22 protein-coding genes are annotated in these 26,307 nt (G+C 58.9%); 7 read left to right on the forward strand and 15 right to left on the reverse strand.

The features are described 5' to 3' along the window. Nucleotides 1-5: 5 nt before the first annotated feature. The 14 genes from AACY07_RS19130 to AACY07_RS19195 form a co-directional block, all read right to left on the reverse strand. Nucleotides 6-1,124 carry a sensor histidine kinase gene (locus tag AACY07_RS19130; protein WP_339476823.1) on the reverse strand — a complete coding sequence of 373 codons (1,119 nt, stop codon included), beginning with the start codon at nucleotides 1,122-1,124 and terminating at the stop codon, nucleotides 6-8. 207 nt (nucleotides 1,125-1,331) lie between these two features. Beyond that, the gene (locus AACY07_RS19135; protein ID WP_133075994.1) at nucleotides 1,332-2,813 is read right to left on the reverse strand and encodes a sigma-54 dependent transcriptional regulator; all 1,482 of its coding nucleotides are present in this window, start codon (nucleotides 2,811-2,813) and stop codon (nucleotides 1,332-1,334) included. Between the two features lie 180 nt (nucleotides 2,814-2,993). Next, nucleotides 2,994-3,287 (reverse strand): hypothetical protein, encoded by a 294-nt coding sequence (locus AACY07_RS19140; RefSeq protein ID WP_019828807.1) that lies wholly within the window; start codon nucleotides 3,285-3,287, stop codon nucleotides 2,994-2,996. A gap of 16 nt (nucleotides 3,288-3,303) precedes the next feature. Beyond that, on the reverse strand, nucleotides 3,304-3,693 hold the full coding sequence (gene fliS, locus AACY07_RS19145; RefSeq protein WP_133075993.1) for a flagellar export chaperone FliS: 390 nt from the start codon (nucleotides 3,691-3,693) through the stop codon (nucleotides 3,304-3,306). Nucleotides 3,694-3,789: 96 nt separating this feature from the next. Then, nucleotides 3,790-5,151, reverse strand: coding sequence for a flagellar filament capping protein FliD (gene fliD / locus AACY07_RS19150; protein WP_339476825.1), 1,362 nt, complete (start codon nucleotides 5,149-5,151; stop codon nucleotides 3,790-3,792). Nucleotides 5,152-5,306: 155 nt separating this feature from the next. After that, on the reverse strand, nucleotides 5,307-7,358 hold the full coding sequence (locus tag AACY07_RS19155; protein WP_339476827.1) for a flagellin N-terminal helical domain-containing protein: 2,052 nt from the start codon (nucleotides 7,356-7,358) through the stop codon (nucleotides 5,307-5,309). A gap of 359 nt (nucleotides 7,359-7,717) precedes the next feature. After that, complete coding sequence (locus AACY07_RS19160; RefSeq protein WP_326397631.1) at nucleotides 7,718-8,644, reverse strand: ketoacyl-ACP synthase III; 927 nt, start codon at nucleotides 8,642-8,644, stop codon at nucleotides 7,718-7,720. A 356-nt stretch (nucleotides 8,645-9,000) separates the two neighbouring features. Next, entirely contained in the window at nucleotides 9,001-10,581 is a 1,581-nt protein-coding gene (locus tag AACY07_RS19165; RefSeq protein ID WP_339476829.1) for a flagellar hook-associated protein 3, read from the reverse strand. A gap of 14 nt (nucleotides 10,582-10,595) precedes the next feature. Further along, on the reverse strand, nucleotides 10,596-12,617 hold the full coding sequence (gene flgK, locus AACY07_RS19170; RefSeq protein WP_338648396.1) for a flagellar hook-associated protein FlgK: 2,022 nt from the start codon (nucleotides 12,615-12,617) through the stop codon (nucleotides 10,596-10,598). A gap of 10 nt (nucleotides 12,618-12,627) precedes the next feature. Then, nucleotides 12,628-13,887: a flagellar assembly peptidoglycan hydrolase FlgJ gene (flgJ, locus tag AACY07_RS19175; protein ID WP_326397628.1), complete on the reverse strand. Its 1,260-nt coding sequence runs from the start codon at nucleotides 13,885-13,887 to the stop codon at nucleotides 12,628-12,630. Nucleotides 13,888-13,897: 10 nt separating this feature from the next. Then, the gene (locus AACY07_RS19180) at nucleotides 13,898-15,007 is read right to left on the reverse strand and encodes a flagellar basal body P-ring protein FlgI (RefSeq protein WP_133075988.1); all 1,110 of its coding nucleotides are present in this window, start codon (nucleotides 15,005-15,007) and stop codon (nucleotides 13,898-13,900) included. Between the two features lie 14 nt (nucleotides 15,008-15,021). Continuing rightward, a complete protein-coding gene (gene flgH / locus AACY07_RS19185) occupies nucleotides 15,022-15,717 on the reverse strand; it encodes a flagellar basal body L-ring protein FlgH (RefSeq protein WP_133075987.1) in 696 nt (231 codons plus the stop codon). A gap of 24 nt (nucleotides 15,718-15,741) precedes the next feature. Then, entirely contained in the window at nucleotides 15,742-16,527 is a 786-nt protein-coding gene (flgG, locus tag AACY07_RS19190; protein WP_133075986.1) for a flagellar basal-body rod protein FlgG, read from the reverse strand. A 45-nt stretch (nucleotides 16,528-16,572) separates the two neighbouring features. Beyond that, nucleotides 16,573-17,313, reverse strand: a complete 741-nt coding sequence (locus AACY07_RS19195; RefSeq protein ID WP_019828794.1) for a flagellar basal body rod protein FlgF — start codon at nucleotides 17,311-17,313, stop codon at nucleotides 16,573-16,575. A gap of 646 nt (nucleotides 17,314-17,959) precedes the next feature. On the opposite strand from AACY07_RS19195, the gene AACY07_RS19200 reads away from it, so the two are divergent. Genes AACY07_RS19200 through AACY07_RS19210 form a run of 3 tightly spaced genes read left to right on the forward strand, consistent with a single transcriptional unit; the run spans nucleotide 17,960 to nucleotide 21,563 of the window. Continuing rightward, nucleotides 17,960-18,481, forward strand: coding sequence for a DUF3304 domain-containing protein (locus AACY07_RS19200; protein ID WP_339476834.1), 522 nt, complete (start codon nucleotides 17,960-17,962; stop codon nucleotides 18,479-18,481). Then, nucleotides 18,466-18,999, forward strand: coding sequence for a DUF3304 domain-containing protein (locus AACY07_RS19205; RefSeq protein ID WP_339476836.1), 534 nt, complete (start codon nucleotides 18,466-18,468; stop codon nucleotides 18,997-18,999). Before AACY07_RS19200 ends, AACY07_RS19205 begins: the two co-directional genes overlap by 16 nt. After that, entirely contained in the window at nucleotides 18,984-21,563 is a 2,580-nt protein-coding gene (locus AACY07_RS19210; RefSeq protein ID WP_339476838.1) for a T6SS phospholipase effector Tle1-like catalytic domain-containing protein, read from the forward strand. The genes AACY07_RS19205 and AACY07_RS19210 overlap by 16 nt, the downstream gene beginning before the upstream one ends. A 34-nt stretch (nucleotides 21,564-21,597) precedes the next feature. Here the strand turns inward: AACY07_RS19210 and AACY07_RS19215 are convergent, their stop codons facing one another. After that, nucleotides 21,598-23,154 carry a sigma-54-dependent transcriptional regulator gene (locus tag AACY07_RS19215; protein WP_133079024.1) on the reverse strand — a complete coding sequence of 519 codons (1,557 nt, stop codon included), beginning with the start codon at nucleotides 23,152-23,154 and terminating at the stop codon, nucleotides 21,598-21,600. Nucleotides 23,155-23,516: 362 nt separating this feature from the next. On the opposite strand from AACY07_RS19215, the gene phhA reads away from it, so the two are divergent. From phhA to AACY07_RS19235, 4 genes are all read left to right on the forward strand, one after another. Further along, complete coding sequence (gene phhA / locus AACY07_RS19220) at nucleotides 23,517-24,308, forward strand: phenylalanine 4-monooxygenase (RefSeq protein WP_339476841.1); 792 nt, start codon at nucleotides 23,517-23,519, stop codon at nucleotides 24,306-24,308. A 45-nt stretch (nucleotides 24,309-24,353) separates the two neighbouring features. Continuing rightward, nucleotides 24,354-24,710 (forward strand): 4a-hydroxytetrahydrobiopterin dehydratase, encoded by a 357-nt coding sequence (locus tag AACY07_RS19225; RefSeq protein WP_048360736.1) that lies wholly within the window; start codon nucleotides 24,354-24,356, stop codon nucleotides 24,708-24,710. Continuing rightward, nucleotides 24,710-25,906: an amino acid aminotransferase gene (locus AACY07_RS19230; protein WP_339476843.1), complete on the forward strand. Its 1,197-nt coding sequence runs from the start codon at nucleotides 24,710-24,712 to the stop codon at nucleotides 25,904-25,906. The genes AACY07_RS19225 and AACY07_RS19230 overlap by 1 nt, the downstream gene beginning before the upstream one ends. A gap of 231 nt (nucleotides 25,907-26,137) precedes the next feature. Beyond that, a complete protein-coding gene (locus AACY07_RS19235) occupies nucleotides 26,138-26,269 on the forward strand; it encodes a hypothetical protein (protein WP_257623040.1) in 132 nt (43 codons plus the stop codon). Nucleotides 26,270-26,307 lie beyond the last annotated feature (38 nt).

Consider the following 26,307-nt stretch of genomic DNA (forward strand, 5'->3'; position numbering starts at 1 on the left):
CACCATCAGTTTGCCTCCGCCACACCGGGAATCAGCGGCAAGCTGAGCAAGGCGCAGGTGCCACGCCCCAGCCGCGAACGTAACTGCAAGTGGCCCTGATGCGCCCGTACCACCGCGTTGACCACCGCCAACCCGAGGCCGGTGCCGGTCGCCTTGGTGGTGAAAAACGGTTCGCCCAAACGCGCCAGGACTCGGGGTTCAATGCCACCGCCACTGTCGCTCACGCACAGCCTCAGGCAGTTATCACGGCGGTATAAATGGACTTTAAGCCGCACCTGCACAGCACCCGTTTGCAGGGCGTTTTCGATCAGGTTCAGCAGCGCGCCCACCAGGGTGTCGCGATTGCACAGCAGCTGCCCCGTATAGGCATCACACTGCCAGCGTATCGACACGCCCTGAACATGGGTTTGCGCGGCGGCCTGCAGGGTTTGCATCAGGACCTTGGGGCTGACCCGATCTGTCAGCGGCAATTCGCCCCGGGCAAACACCAGCATGTCGCGCACTTGATGCTCAAGCTCGTGCAGTCGCTCCTTGAGGCGCCCGGCAAAGCGCTGCTGGGTTTCCAGCGGCAGCGCCTGCTCGGTCAAATGACTGGCGTAGATCAGCGCTGCCGACAGTGGCGTACGAATCTGGTGGGCCAGGGAGGCAACCATCCGCCCCAAAGACGACAAGCGCTCATGGCGGGCGAGTTGATCTTGCAGGCGCCGGGTTTCTGTCAGGTCATTGAGCAAGACCAGTTGCCCCGGCTCGGCATCCAGCGAACGGGTGGCAATCGACAGGCGCCGACCGTCCTTGAGGGAGACTTCGTGACCATCGTCTTCGCGGGGTGCAAAGCAGCGGGCAATCACACGGCGCCACAACTCGCCCTCAAGGGGCAGGCCCAGCAGCTCGCAGGCCGCAGGGTTGGCCTCGCGCACCCGTCCGCGATCATCGATGACGATGACCCCGCCCGGCAGCAGATCAAGCAGGTGTTGCAGGCGATTGGCCAGCCGCTCTTTTTCCGCCAGCTCAGCCATGCGCTGTTCGCTGACCACCGCCAGCTCCCCCGTAAGCTCCGAAACACGGGCTTGGAGCAGGCTGTAGGGATCAGGAACGGAAGAAAGCTGGACGGCGGCTTGAGGCATGGTGCGTGCTCGCTTGGCTGACCGTCATAAAACGGTTCGTTGAACCAAGCGAAGCAATACCCGTGCCTGAATAGATAACACTAGCGAACCGCAATGCCGGTCCCGACTTATGTGGGAGCGGGCTTGCTCGCGATTTGGGCGCCTCGCAGTGTCAGGAATAACGCGGTGATGCTATCGCGAGCAAGCCCGCTCCCACAGAGACAGGCGTCAATCGTCTGCCTGTTCTTCGCCTTCACGACGGCTCATGCCGTACTTGCGCATTTTTTCCACCAGAGTGGTGCGACGAATCCGCAGGCGTTCTGCCGCGCGGGCGACGATGCCATTGGCGTCGTCGAGCGCCTGCTGGATCAACCCCTGCTCCAGCCCACCCAGGTAGTCCTTGAGGTCCAGGCCTTCGGGCGGCAGCATCGCATTGGCGCTGGCGACGAAATCGGTAGTAGCACTGTTGATGGCCACGCGCTCTTCCATGTCGCTGCGCAGGCTGTCGACCATCTGCTCGTCTTCGTCATCCACGTAGCGGAATTTCTTCGGCAGCTCTACCACGCCAATCACGCCATAGGGATGCATGATCGCCATGCGTTCCACCAGATTGGCCAGCTCACGGACGTTGCCCGGCCATGCATGACGGCACAACGACATGATCGCGGCAGAGTTGAAGCGGATCGAGCCGCGCTTTTCGTGCTCCATGCGCGAAATCAGCTCGTTCATCAACAGCGGAATATCTTCGACCCGCTCGCGCAGGGGCGCCATTTCGATCGGGAATACGTTGAGGCGGTAATACAAGTCTTCGCGGAAGGCGCCGACTTCAATCATGCTTTCGAGGTTTTTGTGGGTCGCAGCAATGATCCGCACATCGGCGCACTGGGTCTTGTTGCTGCCCACGCGCTCAAAGGTACGTTCCTGCAACACGCGCAGCAGCTTGACCTGCATCGGCAGCGGCATATCGCCGATTTCATCGAGAAACAGCGTGCCGCCATTGGCCAGCTCGAAACGCCCGGCACGGCTGGTGATTGCCCCGGTGAAGGCGCCCTTCTCATGCCCGAACAGCTCGCTTTCGAGCAGCTCGGCAGGAATCGCCCCACAGTTGACGGGTACAAACGGCGCGTCACGGCGCTTGGAGTGGTAATGCAGGTTACGTGCAACCACTTCCTTGCCGGTCCCGGACTCGCCGAGGATCAAGACGCTGGCATCGGTGTCGGCCACTTGCTGCATCATCTGGCGCACATGCTGAATCGCACGGCTGGTACCGACCAGGCTGCGAAACAGGTTGGGCTCACGATGACGACCGCGCTCGCGGGCCTGGTCGTACATCTCGCGATAGACCTGGGCACGGTGCAGGGAATCAAGCAATTTGCTGTAGCTGGGGGGCATTTCAAGACTGGACAACACCCGGCGGCGCTGGTCTTCAGGCAAATCGACTGAAGAAACTTCACCTAAAAGCATGATCGGTAGGAACTCATCCCACACAGCCAGTGTCTTAAGCAAGCTTGAAAGACCACCCGCAGTACTCACCGTGCCTACAAGCACGCAGAGTACTTCACGACTGGACGGCAAGACTTTGACGGCTTGCTCCCATTCGTGGCTAGGACTGGCTAAATTTTCTTCGCCAAGAAAATTCAGAATCACCGCCAGGTCGCGGCGGCGGACGCTATCGTCATCGATCAACAGAATTTTGGTTTCACGCCACATGCAATAGCAACTTCCCTAGTCAACTCAATGCCCCGGATGGCAGGACATATGTAGACGCCCTAACCCTGTTGGATATCTAAGACGACTGAATACAGAATAACGAGCTAGTTAAGTCAAAAAACTGTGCATAGTCAAATTTATGGCGGTTTAAAACGCGATTAACCACATATTCTTTAGGCCTTAACCGAATAGATGGTAAACCTTTGACGCATTTTTTGCTTGATTGATCTGCCCCATTTGCTCAACGACTGACTGACGCTCATCGGTCGCGGCTTCCAGCAGCATGCGATACACCACCAACAGCCCTTCCAGATTCTCGCGCAACACCGCCTCATCCAGCGGCGCCTCATCCAGAACACTCTCGACACACACCCGACAAGCCGAGTCCAGCTCGCCGATGGCATCCCAATTGCGCTCGGCCAGAGCATCAATCAGCGCTACGCGGGTTTCCTGAATTCGTTGCAGTTGGCTCATGACACACTCCTCGGGCTTATTGCGGGGCAATGGCATCCCAACCACTTTTTACAGTGATCAGCAGGCGAGCCACTTCATCGATGATTTCAGGGTCGTTCTTGGCATTGGCCTGGGTCAAACGCACCGCCATGAATTCATACAGGCTGTCCAGCTGCTGCAACGCAGCCTTGTCATCGGTCTTGTCTTCATCCAGGCCCTGACGCAGGCCGGTGATGATGTCGATGGCCTTGGTGATCAACATGGCCTTCTGCGGGATATCACCACGGCTCATTGCGCCTTTGGCCTGGGCCATGCGATCCAGACCGCCTTCCATCAGCATTTGAATCAAGCGATGGGGGCTGGCTTCGGAGATTTGAGCGTGGGAATTAACCTTCTGATACTGACGAAGGGCGCGCATCGGGTTCATGTTTCGACCTCATTACGGTGACTGGCAAAAATCGCGGGTTCTTGATCTTTTTATCGACAGAAGCGGCCAAAGCTTTAGTGCCAGGGCCGGGCAAAATCAGTCGGATTTAGGGTTATTCAAGGAGTTGAGCGTGGTCATGATGCTGGAGCTGCTGGCGTTGATTTTGGCGATCAGACCGTCCATGGCCGTGTATTTGGCGGTCAGGGTGCTTTTCATGGATTCCATGCGCCGGTCCAGGTCTGCTTGCTGAGTGGTCAGCGTGGTCAGCTTGGTGTTCAGATCCGTGGCCCGCGCCGCCAGCAACCCGCTGCTGCCAACATAGCTTTCGGTCGCCTTGGTCATACGGGTTATCAGGCCGGTATCGCCGGTAAACACCTTGGCAATCTCGATTGCACCGTTGGGTGTGGCAACCGCGGCTTTCCACTTGGTGTCATCCAGGGTCAGCAGCCCGGTTTTCTGATCGGTACTGATGCCCATCTGGGACAGGTTGCCGACACTCGACGTACCCGAGTTTTGCAGCAGCTCGCCGCGCAAACCGTTGACCAGCTGACGCATCGACGCGTCCCCCGTCAAGGCACCTGCAGTGGTGGTCGCCGCATCACCGGTGGCGGTGACTTTGGTCTGGGTGTTGATGCTGGTCAGCAGCGCGTTATAGGCGCTGACAAACGACTGAACCGAAGTTTTCAGGGTGTCGGTGTTCGAAGCCACGGTGATGGTGGACGCTTTGGTATCGAGCAACTCAAGGGTCACGCCACTGATGGCCGAGGTGATCTTGTTGCTCGACGACTCCATGGCGATGTCATCGATGGTGTACTCGGCGTTCACTGGCGGCTTACCGGCACTGTAACCAGTGGCCAGTTCCGAATCACCGCTGACGGTAATATCGGTGCCCTTGCCCGTGGTCTGCGAGCCGATCACCAGACGCGAGCCGTTGGCATCGGTCAGAACGTTGGCGCTGATGCCCTTGGACTGCAGCTGCGTGTTGATCGCGTCCCGGGTCTGCTGCATGGTCGCGCCAGCCGGGATCTTGACGTCATAGCTGTCACCGGACTGGGAGATGGTCAGGGTTTCGTCTTTATCGCCCGAATTGACCGATGCCGATGCCCCCCCTTCGAACACCTTGCTGGTGATTTTGGAAGAAGTCGCCAACTGAGTGACTTCCAGCGCGTACTTGCCGCTGGACGCCTTGTCATCGATGGTGACTTTAGAAATTTTTTCGTCAGTCGACGAAGCGGTCAAACCGTTGAAACTGGAGACACTGTTGAGTTTGGCAATGGCTGCGCGATAGGTTTCGAGCGAAGCTTTGACCGTGCCCACAGCGGACAGCTGAATCGTGGTGTCTTTTTGTTGCGCAGTAATCTGGCTTTGCTTGGGTGCTTTTTCAGCGTCCACCAAGGCTTTCACAATCCCGATGGTGTCAAAACCCGAGCCGACACCGGTAATCGTTGAACTGGCCATCTGTATTCTCCTTGTACGGTGGCTATCGCTTTATTGACGAAGCAAGTGCCAAGGCTGCAGGCAGCTTCACATTTCGTGCCACCTTCAAGTACCAAACGCTGAAAAAACAAAAGGGCACGTAAACGCGCCCTTTTGTTCTCAACCAAACGCTGAAATTACTGAAGCAATTTCATGACAGCGGAAGGCAGCTGGTTAGCCTGGGACAGGATCGCGGTGGAAGCCTGTTGCAGGGTTTGTTGCTTGGTCAGCTCGGCAGCTTCGGAGGCGAAGTCAGTGTCCTGAACGCGACCCAGTGCAGCGGTGGAGTTCTCGGAAATGCTCTGCAGGTTGGCCACGGTGCTGGTGAAACGGTTTTGTACGGCACCCAGGGCGGAACGTTGGGTGTCGATCTGCTGGATCGCATCAGACAGGGCCTGGACGGTACGCTGGGAGTCAGCGGCGGTCAGGACGCTCAGGTCGGCAACAGTGGTTTCCACGGTTGTGGCTGTGGTTTTACCGGTGCCAGTGCCAGCTTGGGCAGCTGCGGTCAGACCCAAAGCTTCCAGACCAGTGCCTGCACTGCCATCTTTGACGGTGATGTCTTTGTTGGAGAACAGCTTCAGAGTTCCGTCAGTGTTCTTGCTGGCGGTTACACCGGTGCTTGCGCTGTTGATCGAGGACACGATCGCGTCAGCGGAATCACCCTTCTTGAACTTGACTTCAACGCCGTTCAGCTCGATCGACGTATCGGCGTTCAATTTAGCCTGAGAAGTACCCGCCGACAGACCCAACTGAGCCAGCGAACCACCAGCGGTGTTGGTCAGCTTGATGTCATTGCCATCAGTGGAGGTCAGTTCGACGCGGCCTTCTGAGTTGAAGGTAGCGGACTTGATGCCTTCAATCGCGCTCATCTTGTCGATGACTTGAGAAACGGTGTCAGTCTTGGTCCACGAAACGGACTTACCGTTGATTGCGATCTCGCCCGCGGTACCCATTGCAGAACCGGCTGCTTTAGGCGTCGTGGTGGTGGTCGCGGTGGTGTTGGCCGAAGTAGCGGTCAGACCGGATTTCGCTGCATCAGCACCGCCCACGTTGATTGCGGCAGCCGAGGTCAGCTTCATCACGCCGGTCGCGTTATCGAAGGTTGCGGTTACTGTATTGTCGGCAGCAGTGATTGCTGTCGCCAGCGCGGCACCTTTCATCCCATCGGTAATGGCAACTTTATTACCGTTGATGGTGATTTCGTCTGTCGCAGCAAGGGTCGAAGCAGCGCCACCGGTAGTCAAGGTCGAAACAGCAGCACTAGTGGCTGTAGCGCCAGTTGTTACGGCAGTTGTTGTTGCACCAAGACCGCTTTTAGCGATATCCGCACCACCCATCGTAATAGCCGATGCGGAATTCAGCGTCAGCTTACCTGCGGCTTCATCCCACGAGGCCTTAACGGTGCTATCTGCGGTAGTGATGGCCGCAGCAAGATCGGCACCCTTCATGCCTGCCGTCAGTGCAACGGATTTGCCATTAACCGTGATGTCATCGGCCACAGCAATTGTGGAAGTACCTGCTGTCTGCAGGGTTGCCGTAGCTGCACCGGTAACAGCCGCAGCAGTTACAGTACGAGAAGTAGTCGTAGTGGTAGAAGTCGCCAGCGCAGTACCGACGGAAGTGGCTGACAAGTTTTTCATTGCCTCGCCGCCCACGGAGGCTTCACTGTAAGAACCCTTCAAAGCAGTAGCACTGATATCAGTCATACCAAACGAAATAGTCTGGTTGGCATCAGCACCCACCTGGAACGCCTGGTTCTGGAACGAACCGTCCAGAATGTTACGACCACCGTAGGTAGTGGTTTGTGCGATACGGGTCAGTTCACCGGTTTTCGCAGTAAATTCTTGTTGCAGGGACGCACGGTCGGCGTCGCTTTTATCACCGTTCGCGGACTGCAGGGCCAGTTCTCGCAAACGTTGCAGAATGTTGGTCGACTCTTGCATCGCGCCTTCAGCGGTCTGCGCGATCGAGGTGCCGTTGTTGGCGTTGGCGATGGCAACGGTCATGCCTTTGGTCTGAGAGGTCAGACGGTTGGCCATCTGCATGCCAGCAGCATCGTCTTTGGCACTGTTGATTTTCAGGCCGGAAGACAGACGAGTCATCGAGGTGCTCAGTGCATCGCCGGCTTTGTTCAGGTTCTTCTGAACGGTCTGGGACGTGATGTTAGTGTTTACTGATAAAGCCATGACGAAATCCTCATTGGATGAATACTGCGGCTTCCGGCCCTGGCAACCGCCGGGTGTGGCCTAGAGAACCTTCGTAATAGTTATCGTCGTCAAAGCGGGTTGCTTGAGGGGTTTTTTGAATTTTTTTACTGGCAGGAGGCCATCCCTTGTATTTCAGGGGGTTAGCGAGGGATGACCTGCCAAGCATCCCTTGATGTGGGAGCGGGCTTGCTCGCGATTCGGGCGGCGCGGTACTTCAGGGAAACCGGGTTGGTGCCATCGCGAGCAAGCCCGCTCCCACAGATGGCATCCCCCCCTGTCAGAACGCAAAACGCCCGTGGCTTTTTGGGCCACGGGCGTTTTGTGTGTCGGCTTGAAGCTTATGGGCGATAGATGATCGCCGAGCCCCACGACAGGCCCACGCCAAAACCGCTCAGCGCTACGCGCTTCCAGCTGGCTTCCATGACGTGTTTTTCCAGCAGCAGAGGAATGCTCGACGACACGGTGTTGCCCGTCTCGACCATGTCCTTGATGAACTTCTCCGGCTCACCTTCAAAACGGCGGGCCACGGCGTCGACAATGGCCGCACTGCCCTGGTGGATGCAGAAGGCGTCAATGTCCTTGGAGGTCAGTTCGGACTCTTCCAGCAGCTCGTTCAGGTGCGCAGGCACTTTGAGCAGCGCGAAGTTGAAGACCTGGCGGCCGTTCATGAAGAACACGCCATCACTGACTTTCAGGTGCGGAGCGCCGGAACCGTCGGTGCCGAACTTGGCCTTGCCCAGCTGCCAGGGAGCGTCTTCGCCCATCCAGGTGGCGGTGGCCGCGTCGCCGAAGAGCATGGTGGTGTTGCGGTCTTCAGGGTCGACAATTTTCGAATACGGGTCTGCGGTGATCAGCAGGCCGTTTTTCAGGCCCGTGGCTTCCATAAAACCTTTCATCGCGTAGATGCCGTAGACATAGCCCGAGCACCCCAGGGAAATGTCAAAGGCAGCCACGTGGGTCGGCAGACCAAGTTTGTCCTGAACGATGGCGGCCGTGTGCGGCAGGCCTTCGGCGTCGCCGTTCTGGGTGACGACGATCAGCGCGTCGATGGATTCGCGCTTGAGCTGCGGATTGTTGGCGAACAGCGCGTTAACCGCTTCGACACACAGGTCCGAGGTTTCCTGGTCAGCCTCTTTGCGCGGCAGAAAGGCCGAACCGATCTTGCCCAGAATGAATTCTTCGTCCTTGGAGAACTTCGCGCCTTGCGCGTAGTTGTCTACACCGCTTGCTGGCACGTAACTGGCGATGCTTTTAATGCCAATCATTGTGGCTTCCCAATACTGAATAGCTGGAGATCACCCGCTCGCACAATCGAGGGGCGCTGACAATAAAAGGGCTTTATCGCGCAGGAATGCGGCGAATGTGGGTGCATAAAAATAGACAAAACAGCCTGAAAAAGGCCCGGCACCCGCCCGTACGTTTCACACGATACAGTGAAGATGCCCGTTATGACTCATAGGTCACGCTATTTTGTGTGGTTTTATACAAAAGGTTTCAGGCAAGACGCAGATTGTGTGGGAGCGGGCTTGCTCGCGATACAGGCGACGCGACGCGCCTGTATCAACGCGTTGATGCCTTCGCGAGCAAGCCCGCTCCCACACAGAAGCATCAGCGCAGCTGTTTAAAGCTGGTTAAACAGGCTCAGCTGGGAGATTTTGACGAACGCCAGTTGCGAGGCTTCGAGCATGGCTTTCTGGAATGCCAGTTCGATGGATGCCCCCGCCATGTCGGTGTTGCCAATGGCCGCTGTGGTGGAGTCGTTGGCCAGGCCCAGGCTGATGTTTTCGTCAGCCTGGATGTCCACCGTCTTCAAGCGCGCACCAATCGAACCCCGGGCGCTGTCGACGCCGGCACTGGCGTTTTTCAGGTTGCCGATCGCGGAGTTGATCGCGTCCTTTTGCGTTTGCTGGGCCAGCGGGTCTTTGTCGCTCGGGATCACCAGCGCTTTGCGCAGTTGGCTGATGGTGTCCAGCGCGCTTTGGCTCTGGTGGTTGTTGCGGTTGATCGCAAACTGGTCGCCCGCTTGCGCCGTACCGGTAAAGTCGAATTTGATCCCCAGCGCACCGTCGGCAACGTTGCCTTGGGCAATCGACTTGCTGTCGGCCGTCAGCGGCTGGGCATAGACCTCATACTCCGTTGCGCTGGTGAATTTGATCACCGCGCCATTGCTCGGAAAGCTATCGCCGTAGACCCCGGGGTCGGTCACGGTCGCGTTGGTGATCTGTGCGGTCGAGCCGTTGCCCGGCGTGCGCGAGGTGTTGAACGAGTCCGGCTTGGCCTCAAGGGTAAAGGTGCGCCCCGCCACTGCCGCATCCAGATCCGTCGCCGGGATGTCCTTGAGGTTGGGGGTGATGTCGAACGACACGCCGCGCAGGCTGATGCTCTGGGAGCCATCCTTGGTCGGGTCGAACACGCCATTGCCCGCTACCTGGGAGGTCAGGTCGTTGCCGTCGCGGTCGGTCAGGGTGTACTGGGTGCTGCTGCTGAACGTCAGCGTGTACGGCTGACCTTCGGCAAAGCTTTTGTTGAACACCGGGCTTGAAGTGACCAGGCCAGCCGAGACGGAAAGCTTGCCATCATTGACCGATGCCACGCCGTCAGCGTCCAGCACCGGTACGAAAGTCGCCTGGGTGCGCCCGGTATTGACCGAACCTTCCATAAAGCTTTTGGCCGTGTCGCTGCTGGCCAGGGTCAGGGTGTCCGAGACTTTCAGGTTGAGCTGGGTGTCGTCGCCTTGATAGCTGTAGGTGCCATCGTTGTTACGGGTGTAGGGCGCAGTATCGGTCTTGGAGCCCGAGAACATGTAGTTGCCTGCGGAGTCCTTGCTGTTGAGCAGGCTGAACACCTGCTCTTCAATGCTGCCCAGTTCGTTGGCGATGGCCGTGCGATCCGCGTCGCTTTTCCCGCTGCCTGCCCCAAGCGCCAGTTCACCGGCCTTTTGCAAGGCGGTGTTGATGCTGTCGAGCACCGATTCCTGAGCCCCCAGGGAAGACTTGATGCTGTTCATGTTGGTGGAGTACTGGCCCAGCATGTCTTTTTGCTGTTGCAGTTGCAGCAAGCGGGCGGCGCCCACCGGGTCATCTGCGGCAGTCTGGATACGCACGCCGGAATCGATCTGGCCCTGGGTCTTGATCACCGACGAGAAGTTGTTCTGGTAGGTGGCACTGGTCGATTCAAAAAACTGCGAAGTAGAAATACGCATCGTCGCGGGCTCCCTTAAAGACTGTTGATCAGCGTGCTGAAGGTTGCTTGCGCCGCTTTGATGATCTGCGACGAGGCCGTGTAGTACTGCTGGAACTTGACCAGGTTGGACGCTTCTTCGTCCAGGTTGACCTGGGACACCGAGCTGCGCACTTCCTTGGCGTACGCCAGCGCCGCGCCGTTGGCGGTGCCGTCGACGGCGGCCTGACTGGCCTTGCCGCCCACCTTGGACACCAACTGGCTGTAGGAGGTGGCCATGCTCACGCCGCCATTGCCCTGGCTGTCCGCCCCCACCGTCGCTTTGGTCTGCAGGCCCAGCAGTTCGTTGGCGTTGCGGTTGTCGGCCTTGCCGTCCTTGTTGAACTGGATATCGAAGCTGTCGCCCTTGCCCGGCGAGCCGCTGAGGGTGGCATCGAAGCTGACATCGGTCACGCTGCCGTCAGCATTGGTGACTGGCACCTTGATAGTGACCGCGTTGTCCTGGCCCGGCACATAGGTACCGTCGCTGATTTTTTCGCCTTTTTCGTTCAGCACCCGGTAAGCATGGGCGCCATCGCCATTCACGCCATCAAAGACAATACGCACCGGCATCGCGGCTTCGATCTGGGACTGGCCCAGGTTTGTGCCGCTGTAAATATCCAGCGCCGATGACAGGTTCAGACCGCCCACCGCCCCGGTACCGGTGTTGGAGCCGCCCGCCCCCGCCACCAAGGGTCCTGCGAACGCCAACTTATTGGCATCGGTCATTTGCACACCGATATTGCTCGCGCCGCTGCGGGTGGGGCTGACTTTGAAAGTGTCGCCCGCCGCGACCGCACCGTCCTTCGGGAGCTGAAGGGTAAAACCGTCAATCACCTGCTTGTCACCAAGCTTGAACGGGCCCTTGGCATCCTGGCCGTCAGACCGCTGGATCGTGTATTCGGTAGCACTGGTGAAGGTCACCTTGTAGTCGTAAGCCGTCAGCTGGCTGCTGTCGCTGATGCTCACGTTCAGGTTGCTTGAGCCGACGCTGTTGCCCGTCGCCGCCAGGCTGCGCTGGGTGATGGCCTTTTCGCTGTTGATGTTAGTGAACAGCGACGAACCAAACTCGCCGTTGGCATCCAGGCCCTGGCCCAACTGTTGGTTGATGGCATCGGCCACCACTATTGCCGTGCGCCCCAAATCGTTGATCGCCGGTGCAAGCACATCATCGCGATAGCGCAGCAGGCCGCCGATCTTGCCGCCGCTGAGCACCGAGGTCACATCGGAGCTGGACTGCTGGTAATTGATCTGGATGCTGTACTGACTTTTATCGACCTGGCCCGGCACCGCCGAAAGGGTATTGGAGGTGGAGCCTTGCACCAGCGCCTGCCCGGTGCCCAGGGTAATGTCGTAAACGTTGTCGTGTTCCTGAACCGTAACGCCCACCAGCTCGTTGAGCGTGCGCACCGCTTCGTTGCGCGCATCCAGCAGGTTGTTCGGCGTATTGCCACCGGTGGTGGCCTGGGCGATCTGCTTGTTCAGCGAAGCAATGGTTGCCGTGTGCTGGTTGACCATCGAGGTCAGGGTGTCCAGCTGGCTGTTGATGCCTTCGTTCTGCTGATTGAGCTGGGACGAAATCGAGTTGAAGCGGTTGCTCAGGGTTTGCGCGCTGGTCAGCAGCAACTGGCGCGCGGACACATCACCGGGGGCCGCGGCGGAGGTTTGCAGCGAGCTGAAAAAGCTGCTGAGTGCGGCCGAAACCCCGGTGTTTTTATCCGACAGCAGCTTGTCGACCGTGCCGATCTGGTCCAGATACGCCTGGGCATCGCCATTGAGCGAGGTGGTGGTTTGCAACTGGGCGTCGAGGTAGGCGTTGTACACGCGGCGCACGTCGGCCAGGGTGGTGCCGGTGCCGATAAACACCCCACCCACCTGTTGCGAGGCGCCACTGCCCTGGACAATTTGCTGACGCGAATAGCCCGAGGTATTGGCGTTGGCAATGTTGTTGCCCACGGTGGCCAATGCGCCCTGGCTGGCGTTCAGCCCCGACATCCCGATGTTGATCAAACTCGCCATGGTTCAAACCTTATAAATTCGTGAGAGAACCCGTCGAGGCGTAGCTCTGGTAGGTTTTCATTTGCTTGGCTATCTGAGAAATCTTGCTCGCGTATTCAGGGTCGGTTGCGTAACCGGCCTTCTGCAACTCACGTACAAACTGCTCCGGTTTATCGGCCGCATTGAGCACTTCTTTATAACGATTGTTGCTCTGCAACAGCGTGACCAGATCGTGGAAGCTGTCCTGATAGGAATCGTAGGAGCGAAAGTCCGCCGTCTCCTTGACCATCTGCCCGCCCTTGAACTCACTGGTGATGGCCCGCGCTTGCGCACCCTGCCAGTTGCCGGTGGCCTTGATGCCGAACAGGTTATGGCTGCTGCTGCCGTCCTGCTGGCGCATCACCGACTTGCCCCAGCCGGTTTCCAGTGCCGCTTGCGCCACCAGATACAGCGGATCGACACCAATACGGTCGGCAGCCTGCTGCGCCATCGGCAACATCGTCGCGACGAACGCATCGGGGGAGCTGAACGCCTGCTTGGCCGGGGCCAGTGGCGGCTGCGCCACGGCACGACCGTAAATCTGCATCCGCCCTTGAGCGCCACTGGCGCTGAGCATCGGCTGGCGACCGCCCTTGAGCACCGCGTCCAGCCCCGGCGAGGTGCGGCCCGGCACGGCGCCCGTATTGAGCGTTGAGCGCGCCGGGTCGGCCGAAGGTACGATCCCGGCCAACAAGCGGTCGGTCAGTTTGGTGGGCAACGCCAGGCGCCGCTGATTGAGCATGGCCATGTCATTTTTGTGCCCGCCGGCTGCCGCATCCGGCGCGAGGGTGACCCGCGAAGCCCACAACGGCCGCTGGCCACTGCTACGAACAAACGGGCTGTCACCGGTGGCGGTGGCCGTCGGGGTTTTGACTTCGGCGGTCAGTGCCGTGGTCGCCGCAGCCTCCCCCGGCACGGCTGATTTGTTTTTCGACATCTGACGCATCAGCACGTCAGCCAGACCGATACCGCCGCCCTGGCGGGACAAGGTCACCGACAGTTGCTGGTCGTACATTTCCTGATACTGCTTGGCCGCAGGGGTGTTGAGCGGGTTGTCCTTGCCCAGCACTTCATTGGCCGAGCGCATGGACTTGAGCATTTCATTCAGGAACAGAGACTCGAATTCCTGCGCCACCTTGCGCATGTTGGCATCGCTTTCACGGTCGCCGACCTTCAGGTTGTTCAGCCGATTAAGGTCGGTAAACGCTCCCGAATCGCTGCCACTGACCACCCCGCTCTTACGCATGTCCATGATGTCGACCTCAGATCACGATCAGGTCGGCTTGCAAGGCGCCGGCCTGTTTCAGTGCTTCGAGAATCGCCATCAAGTCCCCTGGGGCCGCGCCGACCTGGTTCACCGCCCGTACGATCTCGTCCAGGGTGGTGCCCGGGCCGAACTTGAACATCGGCTTGGCTTCCTGCTGGGCATTGAGGCGCGAGCGCGGCACCACAGCGGTTTCGCCGTTGGACAGCGGCCCGGGCTGGCTGACAATTGGGTCTTCGGTAATGGTGACGGTCAGGCTGCCATGGGTCACGGCGGCAGGCGATACCTTGACGTTCTGGCCGATCACGATAGTGCCAGTGCGCGAGTTGATGATGACCTTGGCCACCGCCTGCCCCGGATCGACTTCGAGGTTTTCCAGGATCGACAGGTAATCAACCCGCTGGCTTGGGTCCAGCGGCGCGGTCACACGGATCGAGCCGCCATCAATCGCCTGCGCCACACCCGGGCCGAGCAGGTCGTTGATCTTGTCCACTACGCGCTTGGCCGTGGTGAAGTCCGAACGGTTGAGGTTCAGGGTCAGGCTGTTGCCCTGGTTGAAGCCACTGGGCACCGCACGCTCCACCGAGGCCCCGCCCGGAATGCGCCCGGCCGACGGAACGTTGACGGTGATCTTCGAGCCGTCGCGGCCTTCGGCATCAAAACCGCCCACCACCAGGTTGCCCTGGGCGACCGCATACACGTTGCCATCGATCCCCTTGAGCGGCGTCAGCAACAGCGTACCGCCGCGCAGGCTTTTGGAATTGCCGATGGATGAAACGGTGATGTCGATCACCTGCCCCGGCTTGGCAAATGCTGGCAAGTCGGCACTGATGGACACCGCTGCAACGTTTTTAAGCTGCACATTGCCCGAGCCTGGCGGCACCTTGATGCCGAACTGGGACAGCATGTTGTTGAAGGTTTGCAGGGTGAACGGGGTTTGCGTGGTCTGGTCGCCCGTGCCATTCAACCCGACCACCAGGCCGTAACCAATCAATTGGTTGGAGCGCACGCCAGAAATGCTGGCGATGTCTTTCAACCGCTCGGCGTGCACGCCCAGGGAGGTCGACAACAGCAACACGGCTGCCAGCAGATGCTTGAGGTTGGGCATGGTGAAGTTCATCACTAAAAGGGAAACAGCGGGCTAAGGAAGAATCGGTCAAACCAGCCTGGCTGACTCGCATCGGCAAACGAGCCGGTCCCCGAATAGGTAATGCGCGCATCGGCCACGCGGGTCGAAGACACGGTGTTGTCGGTGGAGATGTCATCGGCGCGCACCAGGCCAGCAATGCGCACCAGTTCGTCACCCGTGTTCAGGGTCATCCACTTTTCGCCGCGCACGGCGATGATGCCGTTGGGCAACACGTCGGCCACGGTCACAGTGACGGAGCCGGTGAGGCTGTTGCCCTGCCCGGCCTTGCTGTCGCCCTTGGTGGCTCGGCTGCCGCTGTAACCGGCATTGAGGCTCAGATCACCACTGCCCAGAGGGTTGTTGGTGGTCAGGCCGCTGCCAAACAACGAAGTCAGGCCAATACTGGTGTTGCTGTTTTTGCCGATGGCCGAGTTGGCGTTTTTGCTCGCCTGCGTCCGCTCGTTCAGGGTGATGGTAATGATGTCGCCAATGCGGAACGCCTTGCGGTCGCTGTACAGGTTCTGCTCGAAGCCAGCCTGGTAAATCGAACCGTTATTGGCCGCAGCCGGCAGCGGCGTGCGCGGCAGGACCGGCGCGTAGTACGGATCGTTGGCCCGCGGCGGCGGACTGACGCAACCGGCCACAAAGGTAATGGCGCCCAGTGCCAGAACAGAAAACAAGCGCTTCATGAGCTCTCCCGCTATTTCACGTAATTACAGGTTTTGCGTGACGAACGACAACATCTGGTCAGCCGTGGAGATCACTTTCGAGTTCATCTCGTAGGCGCGCTGGGTGGTGATCATGTTGACCATCTCTTCCACGGTGCTGACGTTCGAAGTCTCAAGCATGCTCTGCATGGTCAAACCAAAGCCGTTGAGGCCGGGGGTACCAATTTGCGGCGCGCCGCTGGACGCGGTTTCCAGGAACAGGTTGCCGCCCTGGGACTGCAAACCGGCCGGGTTGATAAAGTCGGCGGTCTGCACGTTGCCGATCACCTGGGCGGCCGGGTTGCCGGCGATGGTCACCGACACGGTGCCGTCCTGGCCAACGGTGAAGGTCTGGGCATCGGCGGGCACCACAATCGCCGGCTCCAGGGCAAAGCCGCTGGCGGTGACGATCTGGCCGTTGGCATCCAGGTGGAAAGTACCGTCGCGGCTATAGGCCGTGGTCCCGTCGGGCTGCATGATCTGGAAAAAACCACGACCATTGATTGCCATGTCCAGCGGCTGGTCGGTGGTCTGCAGGCTACCGGCGGAGAAGTTCTTCTGTGTGCCTACGATGCGCACCCCGGTCCCCACTTGCAGCCCCGACGGCAGTTCGCTGTCCTGGGTCGACTGGGCACCTGGCTGGCGCTTGATCTGGTAGAGCAAGTCCTGGAACTCGGCGCGATCACGTTTGAAACCCGTGGTCGAAACGTTGGCCAGGTTGTTGGAAATGGTGGTCAGGTTAGTGTCTTGTGCAGCCAAACCTGTTTTTGCAACCCACAGTGCCGGAAGCATGGTGCTCTCCTCGCGCGCCGGTTTTTCGGCGCTGCGTTCAAGTAATTAGCTGATGGACAAGACCCGAGTCATGGCCTGGTCGTCTTCTTTGGCGGTGTTCATCATTTTGATGTGCAGTTCGAACTGCTTGGACAGAGCCAGCACCGAGGTCATTTCATCGACCGCATTGACGTTGCTCGCCTCCAGAAACCCCGAGACCACCTGCACGTTGGCATCGGCTGGCGCCGGTTGGCCGTCGTTGGTGTGGATAAGGCCGTCCAGGCCCTTGCTCATGGTTTTCAGGTCTGGCTGGACCAGCTTGATGCGGTCCACTTGAGCCATCACCCGTGGGCCTTCGCCCTGGGCACGAATGCTGATGGTGCCGTCCTGGCCGACTTCGATCTGTTGCTGGGGCGGCACCGCGATCGGCCCGCCGTTGCCCATGATCGGCATCCCGTTGCCAGCACGCAGAATGCCCAGGGCATCCACATTCATGCTCGCGGTACGCACATAGGCTTCACTGCCGTCGGGTGCCTGCACGGCCAGCCAGCCATCGCCGGACACGGCCACATCCAGATCCCGCCCTGTTTCAACCAGAGCGCCGGGAGTGAAGTCGGTCGCGGGGCGTTCGCTCAAGGCAAAGGCACGCGCAGGAAAGCTGTCACCGAACACCGGCATCGAACGGGCCTGTTCAAGGTCACGCTGAAAACCGTTGGTCGAGATGTTCGCCAAATTGTTGGCATGGGCCTTTTGCGCCAGAGCGTTCTGACTGGCGCCGGTCATTGCCACATATAGGTACTTGTCCACAGTCTTTCCTCTGTCTGACGGACGCTTGCCGCCCACCGCTGTACTGCCGTGGTTAAAGCAATTTGCGCACCAACTATTTTTTGACGCCGTGCGGCGCGGGTTTGCGAGGAGATGGGGTGCGATGCCGGGCAAGATCAGCGGGATGAAAACGGCGGAGTTATGCCGGTTGCGGCAATGCATGGCCAGAAACGTGTCGCTGACGACGCAAAACCCGCAAAGCCTTGCGCATCCCTTGCCCCCAACCTGCCTCTGACAACCCTGACGCCGACAATTCACGTAAATGCTCGGTATTAACCAGTGCGCAAGAAGTTGCACACTTATTACAAGAACAAACTGACGAACAGTTATCTGCCGACTAAAACACAAGAAACCGAACAGTACTGCGCAACTTCTTGCGCACTTTTATAAGTTTCGTTTATTTGTTTATACACTTCAGCTCTCTTGCACCAGCAAACTTATATCAACAACCAAAGAGCATTTGATTTATCGACATCAGACTTGATAGTTACAAGACGCCCGAACTTCAGCTGCGCTCGCGGGCATCTTAATAATCTCACTGATACTTCAAAGACACTTGGCAAACACCCACTGGCATTGCACTGGGCGCTGTTCTTTCAATAAGCCTGACAAGAGACAAGACCCACTCATGAACCGCTTGCATCTTTTGATATCAATCAGCGCACTCTTGCTACAGGGCTGTGCCGACGCCTTGCCTGACCGACTCAGCGCGCCAATCGAGGGCTATAGCCATACCTCGGCGGCGATCAACCGGTTTTCGGTCAATGGCAATGGCGGACCCAATCTGGCGCCCTACGGATACGGCGGCGGCCAAATGTGCTGCGCCACGCTTCCCGTGAAATGGCACCCCGGCTTGACCGTGGTGGTCGAGTGGGAGAAAGACCCCAATCCGTATGATTCCGCCAACTGGCCCAAGCCCCGCTATTCCGATGCCTGGTTAAAAGCCGCCCGAGAGAAAGAAGCTCAATACACCCGCCATCGCGCCGTTGTGCCAGTGGCGCCGTATGAGCGCTTAGGTGTCGTCAATGTGCATTTCCTACCCTGCAACCAAGTCGCCGTTACGGCAGGTCTGATGATGCCCCGCTCACCCAACTACCCCTATAAATTTCCACAAAAAATGCAGGAGCCCGCCACATGTCCGAAACCATGACTCGCTCACTGCTGGTGATGTTTATCGCCGGGATGGCGCTACAGGGCTGTGCCGACTCCCTGCCTGACCGACTGGGCGCGCCAATCGAGGGTTATAGCCATACCTCGGCGGCGATCAACCGGTTTTCGGTCAATGGCAATGGCGGGCCCAATATCAGCCCCTATAGCGGCGGCGCCAAACAGAACTGCTGCGCCACGCTTCCCGTGAAATGGCACCCCGGCTTGACCGTGGTGGTCGAGTGGGTGAAAGACCCTAATCCACATGCATATGCCGACTGGCCCAAGCCCCGCTATTCCGATGCCTGGTCCAAGGCAGCTCAAGAGCACGAAGCTCAATACACCCGCCATCGCGCCGTTGCGGCAGTGGCGCCATATGAGCGCTTAGGCGTCGTCAATGTGCATTTTCTACCCTGCAACCAAGTCGCTGTTACGGCAGGTCTGATGACGCCCCGCTCACCCAACTACCCCTATAAATTTCTACAAAAAATGCAGGAGCCTGCCACATGTCCGAAACCATGACGCCGCGCCCTAAAAGATCCACTGGCGAGTTTCTCAGCCTGACCCCCGACTTCAAAATGGGCGGGCTTTTACCGCAAACACCGGGAGATGTGCTTTTCAATTATCGAAAGCAACAGCAAGCCTTCGATCCGTTCGAACAACAGGCGATGGACGCTGCTCATGCAGCAGGATGGGCTTACGCGGGCCGGCCCTGCATGCAGATCGTGACGATCACGCTTTGCTTTGACGGTACCAACAACCATGAACCAACAGACAGCCTGGCTTTACCTTCGACCACTACCAATGTGGCTCGCCTGTACCACGCAAGTTTGGGCAGGGATGACAAGGACGCGTCTGAGAATGAAGGCCTCTATGCCTATTACATGCAAGGCGTCGGCACCGAGTTCAAGGAAATAGGCGAATTCAAACCGGATAGCCAAGGTTTGACGATGTCGACAGGCGGCGAAAACCGGATCAATTGGGGGCTAACCCGTTTAATTGACGCTCTAAAGAGGGCATCTGGCGATACTTATCTTGATAATGGAGACGCCTACGCTCTCGTACAAAAAATGGGCACCAGTCTCACCGAAGATATGCTCGCAGCATCGGTTTTCAAAAACAGCTATACCCGCCGCAAGGAAGTGCTGGCCCAGCCCCTGGCCGAACTCAAAGCCCAGATCGACGCCGCCCATACCGGCAAGACCATCCCGACCATCAAGGCCATACGCCTGTTCGTGTACGGCTTTTCACGGGGCGCCGCCCAGGCGCGGGCATTTGCCAACTGGCTGGAAGCCCTGACCAAGGTCGAAGTGGAAGGCACCACTTGCTACTTGTTTGCCGGACTGCCGATCAAGATTGTGTTCATGGGGCTGTTCGACACCGTGGCCTCAGTGGGTATCCCCTATCTGGCGCCATTTGCCGCAGGTCACATGGGCTGGGCCGACGGCACCCTGCGCCTGTCCGACTCCGAAGAATTTCTGGAGCGCTGCGTGCATATGGTGGCAGCCCACGAGCAGCGCAGTTGCTTCCCCCTAGACTCGATCCGGCGCCAGGCCAACCCGAATGACCCGAACTGCCTGTCCACCTATCGCAACGGCACCAGGGAATATATCTACCCCGGCATGCACTCCGACGTTGGCGGAGGTTATCCGCCCGGCGATCAAGGCAAAGCTGCAGCTGGGGGAAAAGAGGTGCTATCGCAAATTGCCCTGCACCATATGTATGACGAGGCCTACAAGGCTGGCGCTCCGTTGCAGGCACCCAAAGATGCTCTCGGAAACGAATTGGAAAGGCGCTGGCCATGGCGTGTGATGGATGGCGCGACGGCGGTTGAATTTCAAGTCGACCCCACCCTGATCGAACGTTTCAACACCTGGCTCGACAATATGGACAACGGCCCGCTGGAAGAGGTCATGGCCCGCGAGGCCGGAGTGATTACCGGTTGGCGCATCAGCCGTTACGCCATGAACTGGATCAAGTGGACGAGTCTCAATCGGCGGGTGCTGCAAAACGGCCCCGCGAGCGATATGAACGGCGACGAAGTCGACGCGTTCGAGGCCCTGCACGCCATGCAGCTCGAAGAAGATGCCGCCATGCGCGCCGGCTCTAAAGCGCCGGTCTGGTCCGACGCCGAGCGGGCGTCACAAAAAAAACATCAAGCCACAAAAGAGGCTTATGAAAAGCGCACCGGCACCCAACCTGCTGCCTCGTTCAACACCAGCAAAGTGTTCGAGCCCAACCTGGATTACCGGCAGTTGAGCAACGCCATGGCCGACTTTCGGCGCGACTACGTGCCGGAGTGGAACTTGACCTTGAGCGAAATGATCAGCTTTGGCACCCTCGCCAACACCCTGGTGGGCGGGCTGGTGTATATGACCAACGGCCAGGATGAGGCCGAGCACTATGCCCAGCTGCGCCAGGCCGGTGAAGAAAATTACGCCCTGCTGTTCGGCGCCAACGGCAAGCCGGTGAACGACAAAGCCTGGGCGATCGTGGGCCTGTTTGACGAGCATGTGCATGATTCACGCGCCTGGTTCATGAACGCGGCCTTGAACGAGCGGGAGGTGTTCAGCGACTACTTTCGGTACCGCGGGATCTTCTTCGACACTCAATCCAACAACGAACTGTCGCTGCTGGTGAACGTTGGGCGCGTGGTGGGCGTGGCCCTGGCGGTGGCCAGTGTCGGCCTGACGATCAGGCGCCAGAACCCGCGTTATCTGGTGGGGCTGATTCTGCCAAGCCTGGGCACTCCGGTGCTTCGCGGCAAGGTGGAGTTCCCGTTTATCAATGCGTTTGACACCGTGACCCGCCTGTCACTGCCGATGATCGAAAACATAGAAACCGTATGCGCCTTTACCAAAAACACCGGCGACGCGGTGAAAGCGGCCCAGGCGCTGCCCGTGCCACCTGCACTGACCGAAAAAACCGCCACTACGGATAATTTGATTGCGATCCTCAAGGCCGCGCAAGCACTTGAAGCCAACAACCTGCTGGAACAAGCGCTGCAAACACAAACACCCCAGGCCGAGCCAACCAAAGGCTGGCTGGATCAGGCAAAGGGCGTGGCGGGAAGTTTCAAGGGCTAGTTACCGAGCACTCCCCAAGGCGACACCTCACACACTAGCCCGGCTTGATGATGTCGTACTCACGCAGCTTGTTGGCGATGGTGGTGTGGGAAACCCCCAGTCGCTTGCCCAGCAATCGGCTGCTGGGGTGCTCGGAATACAGTTGTTCCAGCACCGCCTTTTCGAAACGACCGACAATGTGGTCCAACCCGCCTTCCAGCGAGAACTCGCCCAGCGGCTGGCGCACGCCGTAGTCCGGCAGGCGAATATGCTCGGCCTTGACCACGCCGCCATCACACAGCGAAACCGCCTGGAACAGCACGTTCTCCAATTGACGCACATTGCCGGGCCAGTGGTAGTGGCTCAAGCGGTCCATTGCGGCAGGCGCCAGACGCGGCAGCGAACAACCAATCTGCCGGCTGGCCTGATCCAGGAAGTGCTCGACCAGAGGCTCCAGCCCGTCAAGGCAATCGCGCAGCGGCGGAATATGCAGGGACAGCACGTTGAGCCGATGGTAGAGGTCCTGGCGAAACTCCCCGCGGGCGCACAGCTCGGACAGGTCGACCTGGGTGGCGCACATTACCCGCACATCCAGATACACCTCTTCATCACTGCCCACACGTCGAAAGCAGCCATCCTGCAAAAAGCGCAGCAGCTTGACCTGCAAGCGCGGACTCATTTCGCCTACGCCATCAAGAAACAACGTACCGCCTGCTGTCAGCTCAAGCAGGCCGAGCTTGCCTTCGGCCCGTGCGCCTTCAAATGCCCCCGGCCCATACCCGAACAGCTCGGTTTCAGCCATCGACTCGGGCAGCCCGGCACAGTTGAGCGCCATCAGTGGCGACTGCCCACGGGGGCTGGCCAGGTGGCAGGCGCGCGCCAGCAGTTCTTTGCCGGTGCCAGTTTCGCCTTCTATTAATAGAGGCGCGTCCAGTGGCGCCATGCGCCGGGCTTCACGCACCACGGCAGCCATGACTTTGGAGCTTTGGAAAATACTGTCGAAGCCTCGCAACTCCTGTTTGCGCACGTTGTAGATTTGCTCGCCCACGCGGTCGGCACGGTGCAGGGTCAAGACGGCACCGGCCATCGCTTCGCTTTCATCGTGCTCCAGTTGCAAGGGCGCAATGTCAGCCAGGTACACAAGTCCCTTGATCTTGACCCGCAAGCCGTTGATCCGCGACTTGTTGACCCGCACCAGCTCGGGCAGGTCGAAGTCTTCAGCATAACGGGACAGGGAAATGCCCGGCACCTCGTCGACCCGTACCCCCAGCAACTGCGCAGCTGCACGGTTGGCGGCGACGATGCAGCCTCCCATGTCAATGGACAGCACCGGAAACTCCAGGGCCCCGAGCAAGGCATTGAGCTCCATATGCCTGCGCTCACTGGGCATCAAACCTACGCGCTTGACTCCGAACACTCCGGCGATGGTTTCAAACTTCGGACGCAGGGCCTGGAACTGCAGGTTGATCAGATTGGGGCAGTACAGATAAATCGCGTTGCCCTGATCGCCCCCGACCTCCCCCCGCTTCACGTTGATGCCGTAGGCGACCAACAGGTTAAGGATGTCGCGAAGGATGCCAATCCGGTTTTGGCAGTGGACTTTGATACGCATGGGGATGGCTCGGCAGTTCCTGAAAATGAAGATCAAAGGTGGGAGCGGGCTTGCTCGCGATTCAGGCACCGCGATCTGGCGGGCACACCTCATGGCTGCAATCGCGAACAAGCCCGCTCCCACATTGGGGGATATTTAATGCGCTGACAGGCATTTCATCGTCACGATTTTGTGACAGTTGCGCTGTTTAAAACTGAGCAATGACAGCCAAACCCTCACATCGTAACGAATACTTTACGAATAATCGCCATCATCCCAGCATTACTGGCTTTAGGCTAGCTGCACGGAGCAATCACTTGGGGTATCACTAAGGCATCGCAACAACACCGAATAATAAAAACGATTTCCTTGCGGAGAGCCCCATGAAGCAAACGAAATACGTCGCCCGTGAGCCGGATGCCAATGGCTTTATCGACTACACACCTGCCGAACACGCGGTGTGGAATACGCTGATCACCCGTCAGCTCAAACTGCTGGAAGGCCGCGCCTGCCCAGAGTACATGCAAGGCATCGAAAAGCTGGGCCTGCCCCACGACCGCATCCCGCAACTGAGCGAAATCAATCAGGTACTGGGTGCCACCACTGGCTGGCAAGTTGCCCGCGTTCCCGCACTGATCCCCTTCCAGACCTTCTTTGAATTGCTGGCCAATAAGCAGTTCCCGGTAGCGACCTTCATTCGCACCCCTGAAGAACTGGATTACCTGCAAGAGCCAGACATTTTCCACGAGATTTTCGGCCACTGCCCCCTGCTCACCAATCCGTGGTTTGCCGAATTCACCCACACCTACGGCAAGCTGGGACTGCAAGCGAGCAAGGAACAACGGGTGTATCTGGCCCGCCTGTACTGGATGACCATCGAGTTTGGCCTGGTGGACACCCCGGAAGGCAAACGCATTTATGGCGGCGGGATTCTTTCGTCGCCCAAAGAAACGGTTTACAGCCTGTCGTCAGAACCGGAACATCAGGCCTTCGATCCGCTGGAAGCCATGCGCACGCCGTATCGCATCGATATTTTGCAGCCGCTGTATTTTGTCCTGCCGGACTTGAAGCGTCTGTTTGATCTGGCCCACGAAGACATCATGGGCATGGTCGAAAAAGGCATGGCAATGGGCCTGCATGCGCCCAAATTTGCGCCTAAACCGAAAGCGGCATAACACGTCTTTTTACATATCAATAAAAACTGAATTCAGGAATCCACCATGAACGCACTGAACCAAGCCCACTGCGAAGCCTGCCGCGCCGATGCTCCACAGGTCAGCGACGAAGAACTGCCGGTACTGATCAAGCAAATTCCGGATTGGAACATCGAAGTTCGCGACGGCATCATGCAGCTGGAAAAGGTCTTTCTGTTCAAGAACTTCAAGTTCGCACTGGCCTTCACCAATGCCGTGGGCGAAATCGCAGAAGCCGAAGGCCATCACCCTGGCCTGCTGACCGAGTGGGGCTCGGTGACCGTGACCTGGTGGAGCCACTCGATCAAGGGCCTGCACCGCAACGATTTCATCATGGCCGCACGCACTGACGAAGTCGCCAAAACCGCTGAAGGCCGCAAATAATGCACTTCGACGCCATAGGTCGGGTACCGGGCGACCCGATTCTCGGTTTGATGGATGCCTATCAGCAAGACAGCAACCCGAACAAGTTCGACCTGGGCGTGGGCGTCTACAAGGACGCCAATGGCCTGACGCCGATCTTGCAGTCGGTCAAGAAAGCCGAACAGCGCCTGGTCGACCAGCAACTGACCAAAACCTATATCGGCGGTCATGGCGACAGCCGTTTTGGGCAACTGATCAGCGAGCTGGTACTGGGCGAGGGTTCGCCGCTGCTGGCGGGCAAACGTGCGGGAGCCACCCAAACCCCGGGCGGCACCGGCGCGCTGCGCCTGAGCGCCGACTTTATCGCGCAATGCCTGCCGGGCCGGGGCATCTGGCTGAGCGATCCGACATGGCCGATCCATGAAACCATCTTTGCCGCTGCCGGGCTGAAGATCAGCCACTACCCGTACGTGGGCCGCGACAACAAGCTCAACGTTGCGGCGATGCTTCAGGCACTGGAACACGCGCCAAAAGGCGATGTGGTTCTGCTTCACGCCTGCTGCCACAACCCGACCGGTTTCGACCTGTCCCAGGCTGACTGGCTGCAGGTGCTGGAGGTGGTACGCCGTCGCGAACTGCTGCCGCTGATCGACTTCGCTTACCAGGGCTTCGGTGACGGCCTGCAGGAAGATGCCTGGTCAACTCGCCTGTTCGTCAGCGAATTGCCGGAAGTGCTGATCACCAGCTCATGCTCGAAGAACTTCGGCCTTTACCGCGAGCGGGTTGGCGCCTTGATCGTGTGTGCCAATGATGCCGAAAAGCTGACTGATATCCGCAGCCAGCTGGCCTACCTGGCGCGCAACCTATGGTCCAACCCGCCGGATCATGGTGCGGCGGTGGTCGCTACCATCCTCGGCGATGCAGCGCTTAAAAACCTGTGGATCGACGAAGTGGAAGCCATGCGCAGCCGCATCGCGCAATTGCGCAGCGGGCTTGTGGAAGCACTGGCGCCATTCGGGCTGGCCGAACACTTCGCTCACATCACTGAGCAACGCGGGATGTTTTCCTACACCGGCCTGACTCAGGAACAAGTCCAGTTGTTGCGCGAGAAGCACAGCGTCTACATGGTCGGTTCTGGCCGCGCCAACATGGCCGGCGTAGACGGCACCCGCCTGAGCCTGCTGGCCAAGGCGATTGCGCAGGTTTGTACCCGCTAGCGGGCACTCTGTGGGAGCGGGCTTGCTCGCGATGGCATCAGCGCGGTTCGATTGCGAGACCGCGCCGCCTGCATCGCGAGCAAGCCCGCTCCCACAGAACTGGCAGACTGCCGCGACCTGTCCCAGCCATAGGTCTAAATTCCCCCCAGACGCAATAAAAAGACAAATTGTCACACTCTGTCCTGTATCCTTAGCAAGCTACTTAAAACACACCTTGCGAGGAGCGCGACGATGCACGAGATCCCAAACCTCCCCTTCCCAAGCCTGCACGAAACCGAGCAGCCAGTCCCGCAACACACCAGTGGCGAAATAAGCGCTCTGGATGAGGCCTCAGAAAGCCTCCAGGCCGACAGCGAAGACTGACGGCTCACAATCAGACGGTGCGAAAAGCATCTTGTTTT

Source organism: Pseudomonas sp. RL_5y_Pfl2_69 (genome assembly GCF_963970465.1).
Classification (GTDB): domain Bacteria; phylum Pseudomonadota; class Gammaproteobacteria; order Pseudomonadales; family Pseudomonadaceae; genus Aquipseudomonas.